At 73.6% G+C, this 14,588-nt stretch carries 13 protein-coding genes; 11 read left to right on the forward strand and 2 right to left on the reverse strand.

Annotation, left to right across the window (positions count from 1 at the left end; translation table 11 throughout):
• Window positions 1–40: 40 nt before the first annotated feature.
• The 6 genes from EDD30_RS41360 (at window position 41) to EDD30_RS02960 (ending at window position 8,654) form a co-directional block, all read left to right on the forward strand.
• Window positions 41–1,561: a glycosyltransferase family 39 protein gene (locus EDD30_RS41360; protein WP_123678037.1), complete on the forward strand. Its 1,521-nt coding sequence runs from the start codon at window positions 41–43 to the stop codon at window positions 1,559–1,561.
• 92 nt (window positions 1,562–1,653) lie between these two features.
• The gene (locus tag EDD30_RS02940) at window positions 1,654–4,053 is read left to right on the forward strand and encodes a PEP/pyruvate-binding domain-containing protein (protein WP_244945086.1); all 2,400 of its coding nucleotides are present in this window, start codon (window positions 1,654–1,656) and stop codon (window positions 4,051–4,053) included.
• A gap of 13 nt (window positions 4,054–4,066) precedes the next feature.
• On the forward strand, window positions 4,067–4,633 hold the full coding sequence (locus EDD30_RS02945) for a TetR/AcrR family transcriptional regulator (protein WP_071808060.1): 567 nt from the start codon (window positions 4,067–4,069) through the stop codon (window positions 4,631–4,633).
• 47 nt (window positions 4,634–4,680) lie between these two features.
• The gene (locus tag EDD30_RS02950) at window positions 4,681–6,654 is read left to right on the forward strand and encodes a putative bifunctional diguanylate cyclase/phosphodiesterase (RefSeq protein WP_084556982.1); all 1,974 of its coding nucleotides are present in this window, start codon (window positions 4,681–4,683) and stop codon (window positions 6,652–6,654) included.
• Between the two features lie 16 nt (window positions 6,655–6,670).
• On the forward strand, window positions 6,671–7,588 hold the full coding sequence (locus EDD30_RS02955; RefSeq protein ID WP_071808050.1) for an ABC transporter substrate-binding protein: 918 nt from the start codon (window positions 6,671–6,673) through the stop codon (window positions 7,586–7,588).
• Window positions 7,589–7,622: 34 nt separating this feature from the next.
• A complete protein-coding gene (locus tag EDD30_RS02960; protein ID WP_071808051.1) occupies window positions 7,623–8,654 on the forward strand; it encodes a 5'-3' exonuclease in 1,032 nt (343 codons plus the stop codon).
• On the opposite strand, the gene EDD30_RS02965 is transcribed toward EDD30_RS02960, so the two are convergent.
• Entirely contained in the window at window positions 8,651–9,727 is a 1,077-nt protein-coding gene (locus tag EDD30_RS02965) for a hypothetical protein (protein WP_244945087.1), read from the reverse strand. The genes EDD30_RS02960 and EDD30_RS02965 overlap by 4 nt on opposite strands.
• 44 nt (window positions 9,728–9,771) lie before the next feature.
• On the opposite strand from EDD30_RS02965, the gene EDD30_RS02970 reads away from it, so the two are divergent.
• From EDD30_RS02970 to EDD30_RS02990, 5 genes are all read left to right on the forward strand, one after another.
• Window positions 9,772–10,272, forward strand: a complete 501-nt coding sequence (locus tag EDD30_RS02970; protein WP_071808052.1) for a hypothetical protein — start codon at window positions 9,772–9,774, stop codon at window positions 10,270–10,272.
• A gap of 128 nt (window positions 10,273–10,400) precedes the next feature.
• On the forward strand, window positions 10,401–11,435 hold the full coding sequence (locus EDD30_RS02975) for a hypothetical protein (protein WP_071808053.1): 1,035 nt from the start codon (window positions 10,401–10,403) through the stop codon (window positions 11,433–11,435).
• Window positions 11,436–11,570: 135 nt separating this feature from the next.
• On the forward strand, window positions 11,571–12,002 hold the full coding sequence (locus tag EDD30_RS02980) for a glycosyltransferase family 2 protein (RefSeq protein WP_071808054.1): 432 nt from the start codon (window positions 11,571–11,573) through the stop codon (window positions 12,000–12,002).
• A 189-nt stretch (window positions 12,003–12,191) separates the two neighbouring features.
• Complete coding sequence (locus EDD30_RS02985) at window positions 12,192–12,926, forward strand: EAL domain-containing protein (RefSeq protein ID WP_244945088.1); 735 nt, start codon at window positions 12,192–12,194, stop codon at window positions 12,924–12,926.
• 99 nt (window positions 12,927–13,025) lie between these two features.
• Complete coding sequence (locus EDD30_RS02990; protein WP_084556984.1) at window positions 13,026–13,733, forward strand: response regulator transcription factor; 708 nt, start codon at window positions 13,026–13,028, stop codon at window positions 13,731–13,733.
• Window positions 13,734–13,890: 157 nt separating this feature from the next.
• Here the strand turns inward: EDD30_RS02990 and EDD30_RS02995 are convergent, their stop codons facing one another.
• Window positions 13,891–14,490: a hypothetical protein gene (locus EDD30_RS02995; RefSeq protein ID WP_123678038.1), complete on the reverse strand. Its 600-nt coding sequence runs from the start codon at window positions 14,488–14,490 to the stop codon at window positions 13,891–13,893.
• Window positions 14,491–14,588 lie beyond the last annotated feature (98 nt).

Consider the following 14,588-nt stretch of genomic DNA (forward strand, 5'->3'; position numbering starts at 1 on the left):
CATTGGCCGGACACCGCCGACCGTGGCTAACCTTCCCGGCATGCCGGACGATCACGCGGAAGCCGTGGACGGGGGGTTACGGACCGCGCCAGCGTCCACCCGCCGCCCTCTGCCGGCGTGGCTGCCACGCCTGGCTCCGGGGGTGGTGCCCGCGGTGCTGATGCTCGGCCTCGGCCTGGTCGGCGCCGGGCGGCCGACGCTGAGCTGGGACGAGGCCAGCACCGCCGACATCGCGCGACGGTCGCCGGAACAGATCTGGGATCTGCTCCACCACGTCGACGCGGTCTTCGGTCCCTACTACTTCCTCGTGCACGCCTGGACCCGGCTGGCCGGCGCGTCGGAGACCGACCTGCGGCTGCCCTCGATCGTCGCCATGGCCGCGGCGGTGGGGCTCGCGGGCGAGCTCGGCCGCCGCCTGTTCACCCCGCTGATCGGCCTGCTGTCGGGTCTGCTGCTCTGCATCGTCCCGAACAGCTCGCGGTATGCGGCCGAGGCCCGCCCGTACGCGTTCACCTGCCTGCTCTCCGTGCTCGCCCTGCTGCTGCTCCTGCGGGCGCTGGAGCGCCCGCGCCGGTGGCGGTGGATCGGCTACGGCGTCGCCGTGGTCCTGCTGGGGGCGAGCCACCTGATCGCGCTGGCCACGCTGGCCGCCCACGCCGCCGTGGTGGCGGCCCACCGCCGTCAGGGGCGCTCGCCGCGGGCCTGGGTGGTGACGCTCGGCGTCAGCGTCGTGGTGCTGCTGCCGGTGGCGTGGCTGGGCACGCGGCAGCGCGGTGAGCAACTGGCGTGGGTGGATCCGCTGGCACCGGACACCTTCCTTCAGGCGCCCGGCGAGATCGTCGGCGCGGCCAACACCGCATGGCTGCTGATCGGGCTGGCCGTGCTGGCCCGCTGGCGGCCGGTGGAGCGGGTGCGCCAGGTCGCCGTCTTCGCGCTGGCCCCGCCGCTCGCGGTCGCCGTCGCCTCGCTGGTGTGGGTTCCGCTCTGGGTGGCGCGCTATCTGCTGGTCGTCCTGGCGCCGGCGGCGATCCTGGCCGCGGTGGCGGTGGTGGGCACGGCCGGGCAGGCTCTGCGGCACGGCCGGCGAGGAGCGATCCTCCGGGTGGTGGGCATCGTGGCGCTGCTGGCGGTCACCGCGTATCCCGCGCACGGCCGGGTCCGCGCCACCACGGCGAAGAAGGGCCCCGACTACCGCGGCATCGCCGCTTTCGTCGTCCGCCACCAGGACCCCGGCGACGTCATCGTGTACGAGGCGGAGTCGCGGGCCATGCGGGCGGGGATGGAGTACTACCTGCGCCGCTATCCGTCCCGCCCGCCTGACGTGCTGGAAAGCCGCCCGGCCGCCGAGGTGGGCCGGCTGCGGGCCGAGGAGTACCCCGACGCCGCGGCGCACGTGGCGTCCGCGAGCCGGGTGTGGCTGGTCGTCGGCGGCCATCCCGCCGACCCCGCCACCGGCCAGCCCGCGCTGCAGGGTCTGCTGCGCGAGCGCTACGAGCGCGCCGACATCTGGCGCCGCTCCGAAGCCACGCTCGTCCTTTACCGCATCCGACCGATCGACTGACCGCCGACACCATCACATTGCAGTTGTATTGCCAACGGCGTACGGTCTAATCCAATGCAGTTGTATTGGAACCGGAGGTCACGATGGGCGTGATGGTGTTGTCCGAGGCGTGCGCCGATCACGGTGAGCTGGTCGGTGGCAAGGCGGCGGGGCTCGGCCGGCTGATCCGGCACGGAGAGCGGGTGCCGCCGGGCTTCTGCGTGACCACCGAGGCCTACCGGACCGGAGTGATCCCCGAGGCCGAGATCGCCGAGGCGTACGAGCGGCTGGGCGCAGGCCCGGTGGCGGTGCGCTCGAGCGCGACCGCCGAGGATCTGCCGGATGCGAGCTTCGCCGGCCAGCAGGACACCTTCCTCGACGTCGAGGGCCCCGAGGAGCTGATCGCCGCCGTCGCGAAGTGCTGGGAGTCGCTGCACGGCGCGCGCGCCGCCGCCTACCGCGAGGCCCGCGACATCGACGGCGCCGCGCCGGCGATGGCGGTGCTGGTGCAGCGCATGGTGCGGCCCGAGGTCGCCGGCGTGCTCTTCACCGCCAACCCGGTGACGGGCCGCCGCACCGAGATGCTGGTCGACGCCGCGCCGGGGCTCGGCACCGCCGTGGTCGACGGCACCGGGCCCGTGGACCACTATGTCCTCGACGACACGACGCGGGACGCCGCGGGCTGCCTGACCCCGGCGCGGCTGGACGAGCTGCAGGCGGCGGGCGCTCGGCTCCAGGAGCACCTCGGCGGCCCGCAGGACGTGGAATGGGCCTTCGACCACGACGGCGTCCTGTGGCTCCTGCAGTCGCGGCCGATCACCACCCTGTTCCCGCTGCCGCCGCCGACGAGCAAGCCGCTGCCGCGCGTGTACGTGGAGTTCGGGAACGTGCAGGGCATGCTGCGGCCGGTGACACCGATGGGGATGGCCACCCTGCGGGCGCAGATCGTCGGGATGCTCGCCGCCCTGGGCGTCAAGGCGGACATCGTCGACATCGGCGGGCGCCTCTACGGCGACCTCAGCGACCTCGCCCGCCACCGGACCGCCCGCAAGCGGCTCGTCAAGCTCATGGCGGTCGACTTCGGTCCGCGCGCCCAGGCCGTCATGGCGCACGTGCTCGCCGATCCCCGGTTCGCCCCGCAGCCCGGCGGCTCCGCACGCCCGGGCGCGGACGCGGCGGCGCTGCGCACGGCGTTCCGCGCACTCGCCGGCATCCTGCGCGCCCTGGCCCGCCCCGGGGCGGCGCGGCTGCGGCTGTCCGAGGCCGTCGAGCGCATCCGGCTGGCCTCCACCGACCCCGGCGCGCCGATGACCACCGCCGAGCGGCTGAGCTACGTCGAGGCCCAGGACGCGACGGAGAGCCCCGACGACATCGTCTGGCCCATCGTCGCCGGGATGCTCGCCGCCGCCCTCCCGGCCAAGCTGCTGGACGGCGTCGCGGCGCCCGGAGAGATCCACACCGTGCTGGGCGGAATGCCCCACAACGTCACCATCGAGATGGACCTTGCGCTCTGGCGGCTCGCCGAGGGGGCGGGCGAACACCGGGAGCTGCTGCTCGGCACGGCACCGGGCGAGCTGGCCGCGCGGTACGCCCGCGGGGCCCTGCCGGATGTCGGGCTGGACGCGTTCCTGCAGGCGTACGGCCACCGCGGCATCGCCGAGGTCGACCTGGGCGTACCCCGCTGGGACGAGGACCCCACCCCGGTCTTCGCCATGATCGCGAACTACCTCCGGGTCACCGACCCGGAGCAGGCGCCCGACCGCCGCTTCGCCCACGCCGCCGTCACGGCCGAGGCGGCCCTGCACGATCTCGCCGCCCGGGCCCGCCGGCGGCCGGTGCGCGGCCGGCTCGCCGTCTTCCTGCTGCGGCGGGCCCGGATGCTGGCGGGCCTGCGGGAGGCCGGCAAGTTCGCCGGCCTCTACCGGCTGCGGGCGGTACGGCGGCAGTTGCTGCTCATCGGCGCCGACCTCACCGCCGCCGGCCTGCTCGACCGGCCCGGCGACATCATGTTCCTGACCCTCGACGAGGTGCGCGCCGCCGTGCACGAGGGCGCCGACTGCCACGACACGGCCGCCTCCCGCAAGGCGGTGCACCGGGTGGAGTCGCGGCGCCGGGCCGTACCGGTCGGGCTGCTGTCCGACGGCACGGACATCGAGGCCGTCCTGCCCCCGGCGCCGGCCACCGGCGGCGCGCTCACCGGCGTCGGCGCCGCGGCGGGCCGGGTCACCGGGGCGGCCCGGGTGGTGCACGATCCGGCGACCGCCCACGTGGAGCCCGGCGAGATCCTCGTCGCCGCCACCACCGACCCGGGCTGGACGCCGCTGTTCCTCACCGCCGGCGGGCTCGTCACCGAGACCGGCGCGATCATGGCCCACGGCCCCACCGTCGCACGCGAGTACGGCATCCCCGCCGTGATCAGCGTCCCCGGTGCGACCCGGAAGATCTCCACCGGCCAGATCGTGACCGTGGACGGGGCGGCGGGAACCGTCACCGTCGATGCGGCGACGCTGTGAAACCATCGAGGCCATGCCCAGGAAGGTCGACACCCACCAGCGGCGCACCCGGATCGCCGACGCGCTGATGCGGGTCGCGGCGGAGCAGGGGCTGGAGGCCGTCAGCCTGCGCCACGTCGCCGCCGAGGCCGGCGTCTCGGCGGGGATGGTGCAACACTACTTCCGCACCAAGGACGAGATGATGGGCTTCGCGATGTCGGTCGTCCGTGACCGCACCCAGGCCCGGGTCACCGAGGCGATCGCGCGGCTCGGCGCCGAGCCGGCGCCCCGGCTGCTGCTCCGCACCGTGATCACCGCGATCCTTCCGTTGGACGAGGAGGCCCGCGACGTGGGGCGCGTGGCGCTGGCCTTCCTCGCCTACACGGCCGTACGCCCGGCGGCGGCCTCCGCGCTGCGCGAGGACACCGCCGGGATGACCGCGTTCATCGCCGGGCTCCTCAGCGTCGCCGACCCCGAGCCGGCCGCGGCCGGGCTCCTGGCGCTGATGGAGGGCCTCGGCGTCTACCTGCTCGGCGGGCACTACACCGCCGAACAGGCTCTCGCGGCCCTCGACGACCAATTGGACCGGCTTTTCCCATAAGCGGCGGTTTCCTTCATCACCCCCGCCGGACAGCCGATAGTTCCAGCGTGGGGCTGCGAGGCAAATTCGGCGCGAAGGGCGGGTCACGGCTATTCGTGGCGTACGCCGCCGCCAGCCTCGTTCCCGTCGGCGTGCTCGGGGCGGTGCTGGTCACCGGCTACCGCGAGGACGCCGCCCGGCAGGCCGAGGAACAGGGCCGCGCCCAGGCCGTGGTCATCGCCGAGATGGCGGTCGCCCCCGCGCTCGAGGAAGCCGACCTGACCGCGGGACTCACCGAGACCCAGCGGGACCGGCTGCACGCCGCCACCGACTTCGCGATCTTCCACGGCTCGGTCGTGCGCCTGCGGCTGCGCAGCTTCAGCGGGCAGGTCGTCTTCTCCGACGACGGCTCCACCGCCGGAGGCATCCCGGTCGCCGACCCCGCCTTCCGGACCGCCGCGGTGGGGCAGACCGACGTCGCCGTCGTGCCCGACCTCGAGCGCAGCCCCGGCCAGGTGATCCGGGTGCTGGAACCGGTGGTCGCCAGCACCTCCGGGCGGGCCATCGGCGTGCTGGAGCTGTACCTGCCGTACGAGAGCATCGCCGCGCAACTGCAACAGCAGATGCGGGTGACGTACTGGCGTCTCGCCGCCGGCCTCGTCGGGCTCTACCTGGTGCTGGCGCTGATCTCCTGGTCCACCACCCGTTCGCTGCGCCGGTACGCGGCCCAGCAGGAACGCGAAGCCCTGCACGACGCCCTCACCGGGCTGCCCAACCGGGCGGCCTTCCGGCTGCGGGCCAGGGCCGCCCTGGAGAACGCGCCGCGGCGCGGCGCGTTCGTGCTCGTCGACCTCAACCACTTCAAGGAGGTCAACGACACCCTCGGCCACCACGCCGGCGACGAGCTGCTGAAGGTGGTCGCCGCGCGGCTCGTGGAGGCGCTGCGCCCCGAGGACACCGTCACCCGCCTCGGCGGCGACGAGTTCGGCCTGATCCTGCCCGGCGTCGACCGCGCCGAGGTGGTGGCCCTGCTCTCCGGCGCTCGCAGCCGTCTCACCGAGGAGATCGTGCTCGACGGCATCCCGCTGACCATCGAGGCCAGCTTCGGGGTGGCGCTCTACCCCGAGCACGGCGCCGAGGTCGAGGAGCTGCTGCAGTGCGCCGACGCGGCCATGTACCAGGGCAAACGGGGCACCAACGGCATCGTCGTCTACGCCGGCGGCGAGGTCGCGCACTCCACCCAGTGGCTCGTGGTGCAGGCCGAGCTGCGGCACGCCTTCGAACGCGACGAGCTGGTGCTGCACTACCAGCCCAAGATCCGTCTCTCGGACGGGGAGATCTGCGGCGTGGAGGCGCTGGTCCGCTGGCAGCACCCGACGCGCGGGCTGCTCGCACCGGCCGAGTTCCTGCCCGCCGCCGAGCAGTCCGGGCTGATCGAGCCGCTCACCGACTGGGTGCTGCGCCGCGCGCTGGCCGACCAGCGGGACTGGCTCACCGCCGGCCGGTCGTGGCCGGTGTCGGTCAACGTCTCCGCGCGCAACCTCGACCAGCCGGGCTTCGCCGCCTCCGTCGCCGCCCTGGTGACCCGGACCGGCACCCCGGCGGACATGCTGATGCTCGAGGTCACCGAGACGGCGCTGGCCGGGGACGCACCCGCCGCCATCCGCGCGGTCGTGGACATCGTCGAGCGCGGCATCGGCGTCGCCGTCGACGACTTCGGCGTCGGCTACACCAGCCTGTCGCAGTTGCGGGCCATCCCCGTCTCCGAGATCAAGATCGACCGCCTCTTCGTCGACGGCCTGTCCCGCAACCCGCAGAGCGAGGCGATCGTGCGCTCGGTGATCGAGCTGGCGCACGGCCTGGGCTGCTGGGTGACCGCCGAGGGGGTGGAGAACGAGGAGGTCCGGCGCTGGCTCTCCGACGCCGGCTGCGACGCCGCACAGGGCACGCTGCTCGGCACCCCACTGACCTGGAACGACCTGATCGAGACCACCGCAGCCGGCCGTACCCGGCGGGAGATCCCCGCCCCGGCCGGCTCATGACGGGAGCACACTGGCGATGAGAAAGCTGACGAAGACCGGCCTCGCTGTGACCGGTGTCCTGCTGGCCCTGGCCGGATGTGGCGGCGGCAACCAGGAGGCCGAGGACGGCGGCGCCGCTTCCAGCACCATCGAGCGGGACCAAGCTCTGCACGACGCGCTGCCTCAGGGGATCCGCGAGCGCGGCACCATCCGTCTTGTCACCGACCCCACCTACGCGCCGATGGAGTCGTACGGCCCCGACGGGCGTACCATCATCGGCTTCGAGCCCGACCTCGCCGCCGCGCTCGGTACCGTGCTCGGTGTCAAGGTCGAGATGATCGGCGGCGAGGACTTCGGCATCTTCCTCGACGAGGCCGTCAAGGGCACGTACGACGGGGTGCTGTCCTCCATGACCGACACTGCCGAGCGGGAGAAGAAGGCCGACTTCATCAACTACTTCGCCGCCGGGACCTCGATCGTGGTGCAGCGCGGCAACCCGAGCGGTGTCACCGACCTCAAGGACCTCTGCGGCAAGGTCGTCGCGGTCGAGAAGGGCACGGTCCAGGTCGACCTGCTGGAACGCTCGCAGCAGGGCTGCGGCAACAAGCCGATCACCGTGAAGACGTACAAGACCAACGCCGACGCGCTGCTGCAGTTGCGCACCGGCCGCTCCGTGGCGGTCCTCAACGACTTCCCGCCGGCCGTGTACCTCACCACCGACCAGCGCACCCGCGGCTTCTACCAGCTTGCCTCGACGGTCCAGTACGAGCCGGGCCTGTACGGCATCGCCGTGCCCAAGGGCCACGGCCCGCTGCGCGACACCCTGCGCGACGCCCTGGACCGGCTGATCCGCTCCGGCGCCTACGCCGAGCTGCTCGAACGGTGGGGTCTCAGCAGCGGCGCGCTGACCGCGGCGTCGATCAACGCGGCCGGTGGCGGCTTCACGACCGGCTGACGCCGGTGACACCCGCCGTGCGTAGACTCGGCGGGTGTCGCCCCCGGCTCCGCTGCTGCTCGTCCTCGACGGGAACAGCCTGGTGCACCGCGCGTACCACGCCGGTGCGGTGGACGGGCTGCTCGACGCGGCCGGGCGGCCGGTGTGGGCGCTGCGCGGACTCGTGGGGTACATCGCGCGCGCGGCCGCGTACCTGCGGCCCGACGCGCTGATCGTCGGCTTCGACTGTCCCGACGAATCCGCACGCCGCGCCGACCATGCCGGCTACAAGGCGCACCGGCCGGAGAAGTCCCCCGATCTCGTCGAACAGATCGCCGGCGCGCCCGGGCTGCTCACCGCCGCCGGGGTGCGCACCCTGGTGCCGCCCGCCTGGGAAGCCGACGACGTGCTCGCCAGCGCGGCGGCGCACGCCCGCCGGCACGGCTGGCGCTCGGTGCTGATGACCAGCGACCGCGACGCCTTCGCCCTCATCGACGAGACCACCACGGTGCTGCGCGTGCGCAACGGCGGCTTCGGCGAGGCCGTCCTGGTCGACGCCGCCGGCCTGAGCGAGCTCTGCGGCGTCGAGCCCTGGCAGTACCGCGACTTCGCGGCGCTGCGCGGCGACCCCTCCGACAACCTGCCCGGCGTCCGTGGCTTCGGCGCGGCCACCGCCGCCAGGCTTCTGGCGGCCTTCGGCACGGTCGACGGGGCGTGGGCGGCCCTCGAGGCGGGCGAGGCCCACCTCGTCCGCGAGGCCGTCGGTGAGCGGGCCGCCGAGCAGTTCGCCGCACCCGGCGTCCGGGAGGTGGTGGAACGCAACCGCCGACTCATGCGGATGCGCACCGACCTGGCCGTGCCCGGACTCGACGAGGTGCGCCTGCCGCTGAGCCTGCCCGTCCTCCGGCGGGCGCTGCGCGGGCGCGGCATCAACCTCGGGCCGTCGCTGTGGGCGCTGACCGGCGGCATCCCGCCGCAGCGCGAGCCCCGCGACGAGGACCCGATCCCGCAGTTGCGGCCCTGGGTCATCCGCCGCGGCATGACCGGTCGCCGCGACCCCACCCCGGGGCAGTTGTCGCTTTTCTAGGACACCGTACGCAGGTCGAGGGTGTGCCGGACGAAGGTTTCCTGACTGCCCGTCGACCAGCAGAGCACCCCGTTGCGCAGCACCACCGCGCCTGCGTCCGGGCTGATCTCCACGGTGCTGCGCGTCTTCGTCTCGTGCACCAGCAACTGCGCGTTGCCGGTCAGCTCCGAGTTCGGGCCGATCCGGACGAACACCTCGAAGCGGTCGAGCGGGGCCACGTCCACGATCCCGGTCGCCGCCGTGCCGCCGGCGACCTCGTGCCGGTCACCGCCGCCGGGACGCATCAGCTCGATGCGGGTGTAGCCGTCGGCGTCCAGCGACACGATCCGGCACCATGCGGCGCTGCAGCCGATCGCGCCGTCCCGCGGCCGGGCCACCGCCAGGTCCGTGCCGGAGACCAGATTCCGCAGCGTACGGGCGCCGGCCGAGTCGGCGACCCCGTCGGTCATCCACGGCCAGGCCAGCAGCCGCCAGGTGCCCGCCACCGGGCGTACCTCGACCGGGCCGCCGCCGGCCGCGACCGCGCGTACCTCGGTGACGCCCGCGGGGCCGGCGGCGACCCAGCGCAGCCGCCCGTCGGCGACGACGAGGTCGGTCTCCGACCGGTAGAACCGGGCGTCGCCGGTGTCGGCGGTCACCCGGCGCGCCGCCCCGTCCGCTCCCAGCCCCGCCGCCCACAGCTCCAGCCCGTCCTTGGTGCGCTCGAACCAGGCGAGCAGATCACCGGCGACGGTGAGGCCCTGGAACGACGGGTTGCGCGCCGAGGGCAGCGCCCGCATCTCGCGGACCGTGCCGTCCCCGGAACGCACCAGCAGCCGTAGCGATCTGCCGTCGGGGCTGGGTGCGGTGCCGACCGAGGTGCGCGCGTCGAGGAAGACACCCGGCTCGTACGCGGTCCCGTCGCCCAGCGTGGCCGCGATGGTGGCGCGCTCGGCGCCCGGCCACGCCAGGGCGGCGGGCGAGGGCGCGGTCCGGCGGCCCTGCGCGGCCGGCGGCACGGCCAGCAGCAGGGCACCCGCGGCCAGCGCGGCGACGAGTCCCGCACCCGGCCGGATCCGAGGGTCTCGCGGCACGCCACGATGCTACTGCGACGGCCGAGTTCGGTATTCTGGAGCGTGTGGGCGGGTCCGCCGTCCCCGGCCACGAACGCGAGGCCACGGAGGGCGAGCTGGACGAGCGGGAACGGCGGTTGATCGCGCGCGAGCGCGCCGCAGACCTCCGAGAGGCACAGGCCGAGGCCCGGGAGCGCCTCGCCGACCAGCGCGAACGCGAGGCCGACGCCCGCGATCACCTCGCCGACCAGCGCGAACGCGAGGCCGACGCCCGCGATCACCTCGCCGACCAGCGCGAACGCGAGGCCGACGCCCGCGAGGCCGCCGCCAACGAGCGGGAACGCCTCCTCGACGCCGACGCCGACCGGCAGGACGACCGCACGACCGACCCGATCGCCCGCTTTCGCGGATCCCTCGAACGCACCTCGGCCAGGACGAGCCGCAGCAACGAGCTGTTGCACCGCTCCCGCGACGCGGTCCAGCGCGGTGCCGAGCGCATGGACCGGATCCGCCGCGAGAGCACCGGCGGCCCGGCCCGGCCCGACGCCGGCCCCGACGACGCCTGACCGCCGGGACGCAGGAGGTCCCGAAGGGCCGGGACTTTGGTCCCGACCTGCGCCGGAACGCTCGATGATCGCCCGCCGTGAGCCGTAGGAATGGTGACGGTGATCGTGCGACGAGCGGAGTGAGAACGATGAAGGTCAGCGTGGGGCGCCTCGGCGCCACGACCGGACTGGCGGCCGCGGTGCTGGCGGTGCCGAGTCCCGCGTCGGCGCACGAGAAGTGGTTCGTGCCGAACCCGGAGGGCTACGCGGACGACTGGTCCTTCGTCCTGCGCCCCCTCACGCTGGCTGCCATCCTCGGCGTCGCCCTGGTGACGGTCGGATGGCGCTACCTGGCGGTGCGGCGGCTGCCGTCGCCGGAGCTGCCGGGGCTGTCCTTCCTCGCCCGGCTGGTGCCGTACGTGCCCCGGCTGCTCGCCATCCACCTGGGTGTGTCGCTGCTCGCCGCCGGGGTCTCGGGGCACTTCCTCACCCATGACCTGCAGGTCGAGGGTCTGGCCGTCGGCGACGCCATGCTGCTGATCGAGGGCGCCCTCGGCGTCTGGTTCGTCACCGGGATCCGGCTGCGCCCGGCCGCCGTCCTGCTGGCCCTGGCCGGCCCGCTGGCATTGCTGGTGACCGGCCCGGTCGGTCTGCTGTCGGCGATGGACCTGCTGGGCGTCGCGGTGTTCCTGGCGTTCGTGCCGCCGTCGGACGCCACCTTCGGCCGGGTCGAGCCCGACGCCGTCATGCTGGGCCGGGCGCTGCTGGCGTTGCGGCTCGGCGCCGGCGGTGCGCTGATCACGCTCGCCTTCGCGGAGAAGCTGGCGAACCCGGCGCTGGCGCGGGAGACCCTGCGGATGTTTCCCCAGCTCGACGTCTTCGCCCTGGTGGGCATCCACGTGCCGGCCGACGTCTTCGTCGTCGTGGCCGGCGCCACCGAGCTGCTCTTCGGGCTCCTGGTGATCTCCGGCGCCCTGCCTCAGGTCGCGGTGCTGGTGGCGGGCATCCCGTTCAACGCCACCCTGCTGTTGTTCGGCGGCACGGAGCTGCTCGGCCACCTGCCGGTCTACGGGGTCTTCCTGACCCTGCTGGCGTACGGCTCCGACCCGCGGACGGCGGCGCTGGTGCGCCAACTGCCTCAGCTCCCCCGGCGGCTGGCGCGCCGGGAGGCGATGCCCGCCTGAGCACGGCACTCCGGCGACGGCGGCGGTATCCCTGCGGGGTGCCGTCGCCGCGGCGTTGACGCCGGTCGGCCAGGTTTGCGTGCGGCTTGAGAAGCGGATGAGACGGCATTGAGGTTGCGGGTCGAAGCTTCGGGCATGACTGTCGCTCACCTCATCGCCGTCCCTCCCTTCGTCGTCGCCGGATCCGTTCAGCGGGGATCCTCGTCGGGCCAGGCCGCCGTCGAGTTCACCGTGGTCATCCCGTTCCACAACCCCGGCGCGACGCTGCGCCGCACCGTCGAGCGCCTCGCCGAGACGCTGTACGCGCAGAACATCTCCTTCGACATGGTCGCCGTCACCGGCGGTTCGACCGACGGCTCCGAGCGCGGCCTCGAGGGCCTGCCCTGGATCCAGGTCATCGCCGACCGGGAGCTGCAGGACAAGGGCGCGGCACTGCAGACCGGTCTGGCCGCGGCCGGCGGGACCTGGGTCGGTGTCGTCGACGTCGACGCGGACGTCGAGGTCGACCCGTACGAGCTCATCGAGTGCCTGCACCGCGCCCGCGAGCGCGAGAACGTGCTCGTCTGACGCCCGCTTCATCCGCAGGACCCCGGCCCGCACGGCGTGCCGGGGTTTTGTCGTGTCCGGCCCGGGCTTGCCGTGTTCTTCCAGGAGTGCAGAGCGAGCTTGCCGAGCTCTTGAAACCGGTCTGAGACTGCCTTGAGGGATGCCGCCGAACTAGACGGCATGACCTTCACCGCGCCTGTTGTGCCCGCCATGCGCAATCTCCGGGAAGTTATCCACTCCCAGGCGATCCAGCCCACCTTCCAGCCTGTCGTGCGCCTCGAGGACGGCGTCGTCAAGGCGTACGAAGCGCTGGCGCGATTCGACAAGGCGCACTTCCCGAGTCCGGCGGACGCGTTCGCCGCGGCCATGGAGGCCGGCGTGGGCGTCGACCTGGAGCTGCTCGCGCTGGAGCGGGCCTTCACCTACCTCGACGAGATGCCCGCCGGTGCGTGGCTGAGCGCGAACCTGTCGGTGGAGGCACTGCTGGACCCGCGCGTCAGCGAGACCCTCATGGCACACGCGGCGCGCGGCATCGCCGTCGAGCTCACCGAGCACACCCAGGTGCACGACTACCCGGCGCTGGTCAAGGTGACCGAGCGACTGCGCTCGGCGGGCATCCTGCTCGCCGTGGACGACGCCGGGGCCGGCTTCGCCAGCCTCAGCCACATCCTGCAGCTCCGCCCCGACATCATCAAGCTCGACATCACCCTCACCCGGGGCATCGACACGGACCCGGTACGGATGGCGCTGGCGCGCTCGCTGGTCGGTTTCGCCGAGGACATCGGCGCCATGCTGATCGCCGAGGGCATCGAGACTGTGGCCGAGCACGAGAAACTGCGGGCGCTGGGTGTCAAGCTGGGACAGGGCTACTTCATGGCCCGTCCGGGGCCATTGCCCGCCCGTGCCGAGATCACCGCCGACGGGATTCTGATCGGCGGCGCCTGACCGGCTCGCGCCCGGCGAAACCTTCGTTTCGACGCGGCGCGACCGATAGGACTCGACAGCACCCCGTCGTTCCGCCCGTCCCGCAGAAGTGGAGGTCCCGTGGCCAGGCCGCGCGCGCTCGTCGTCGAGGACTCACCCGAATTCATGCTCCTCTGCCAGCATCTGCTGGAGAAGGAGGGCTTCGACGTCGTCGTGGCCACCGACGGCCGGGGCGCGGTCGAGCAGGCTCAGAAGGAGCGGCCCGACATCGCCATCCTCGACCTCGGCCTGCCGGACGTCGACGGGATCGAGGTGTGCCGCCAGATCCGGCAGTTCACCGACGCCTACATCGTCATGGTCACCGGCCGCACGGACGAGCTGGACAAGGTCGTGGGCCTGTCGGTCGGCGCCGACGACTACGTCACCAAGCCGTTCTCGCCGCGGGAACTCGCCGCCCGCATTCAGGCGATGCGCCGCCGCCCCCGCAACTCCGCGGCCGGGCAGAGCACGGCGATCCGCGAGTACGGCAAGCTGCGTATCGACCCCGAGGTCCGCGAGGTGACCCTCGACGGGCAGGTGCTCGAGCTGACCAAGATCGAGTTCGGCATCCTGGACCTGCTCTCCTCCGCGCCGCGCCGCACGTTCACCCGCGGCCAGTTGCTCGAGGACGTCTGGGGCGACAACTGGTACGGCGACGACCACATCATCGACGTGCACGTCGGCAACCTGCGCAAGAAGCTGGGCGAGTCGGCCTCGTCTCCGCGTCACATCCGCACGCTGCGCGGTGTCGGCTACCGCTTCGAGCCTGATCCGGGCGCCACCCGCTAGATCCGTTCCTCCGAGACCCACGTGCCGTCCGGCACGTGGGTCTCGTCGTTTCCCCGGTTCGTCGCCCTCGGAGCGGGCGGTCAGGCCGTGCGGTGCCGCGCCGGCGGGCGCCGGAACAGGCCGTCCGGCGCCCGGTTCGTCGCCCTCGGGGCGGCGGTCAGGCCATGCGGTGCCGCGCCGGCGGGCGCCGGAAGCGGTGCGCCCCACCGGCCGGGGCGGCGCCGCGACGCCGGGTCCAGACCACGGCGGCGCCGATCAGCGCCGCGGCACCCGCCCAGGGCGCCAGGTCCTGCACGCCCCGTCCCGCCTCCGGCGGCGGCACCGAGCCGACGAGCGTCCGCAGCACACCGGCCGGGGTCTCCCCCACGGCGAGCACGCTGGTGCCGGGCGAGAGCCGCCCGGCCGGCCCGCCCGAGGCCGGAAGCACCGTGGTGTCCGGGGTCGAGGCGGGCGTGGGGGTCACGGCGGCGCTCAGCACCAGCACGCGCAGGGCGCCGGAGGCGTCGGCGACCACGGAACGCTCCGGGTCGGCTCCCACTCTCAGGTTGACCGGGGATCCGCCCTTGAAGCCGACCGCGTAGACGGCCAGTGATTCGGCGGTGGCGCTGGACTGCGCCTGCCACTGCACGGTGAGGGCGTCGGCGGTGCCGCCGTACCCGGGCCCGTCGGCGAGGGCGGCACCGGGCGCGAGCACGGCACCGAGCATCGCCGAGGCCAGCAGGAGCGGGCCTGAGCTGCGAGAACGAATACCGGTCACGGATCAATAGTGCCACGGCAAAAGTGCGGAATGTCCAGCCCGCAAACCGCTTCGCAACCTTGCCATTGCCTTGAAGCCGGCTAGAGGCTGGATTGAGC

This window comes from Couchioplanes caeruleus (genome assembly GCF_003751945.1).
Taxonomy (GTDB): domain Bacteria; phylum Actinomycetota; class Actinomycetes; order Mycobacteriales; family Micromonosporaceae; genus Actinoplanes; species Actinoplanes caeruleus.

Excerpts from the sequence above, each read along its gene's own strand:
- EDD30_RS02985 (WP_244945088.1), top strand. The coding sequence starts at position 12,192 with ATGCGCAATCTCCGGGAAGTTATCCACTCCCAGGCGATCCAGCCCACC.
- EDD30_RS02980 (WP_071808054.1), top strand. The coding sequence starts at position 11,571 with ATGACTGTCGCTCACCTCATCGCCGTCCCTCCCTTCGTCGTCGCCGGA.
- EDD30_RS02955 (WP_071808050.1), top strand. The coding sequence starts at position 6,671 with ATGAGAAAGCTGACGAAGACCGGCCTCGCTGTGACCGGTGTCCTGCTG.
- EDD30_RS41360 (WP_123678037.1), top strand. The coding sequence starts at position 41 with ATGCCGGACGATCACGCGGAAGCCGTGGACGGGGGGTTACGGACCGCG.
- EDD30_RS02940 (WP_244945086.1), top strand. The coding sequence starts at position 1,654 with ATGGTGTTGTCCGAGGCGTGCGCCGATCACGGTGAGCTGGTCGGTGGC.
- EDD30_RS02945 (WP_071808060.1), top strand. The coding sequence starts at position 4,067 with ATGCCCAGGAAGGTCGACACCCACCAGCGGCGCACCCGGATCGCCGAC.
- EDD30_RS02975 (WP_071808053.1), top strand. The coding sequence starts at position 10,401 with ATGAAGGTCAGCGTGGGGCGCCTCGGCGCCACGACCGGACTGGCGGCC.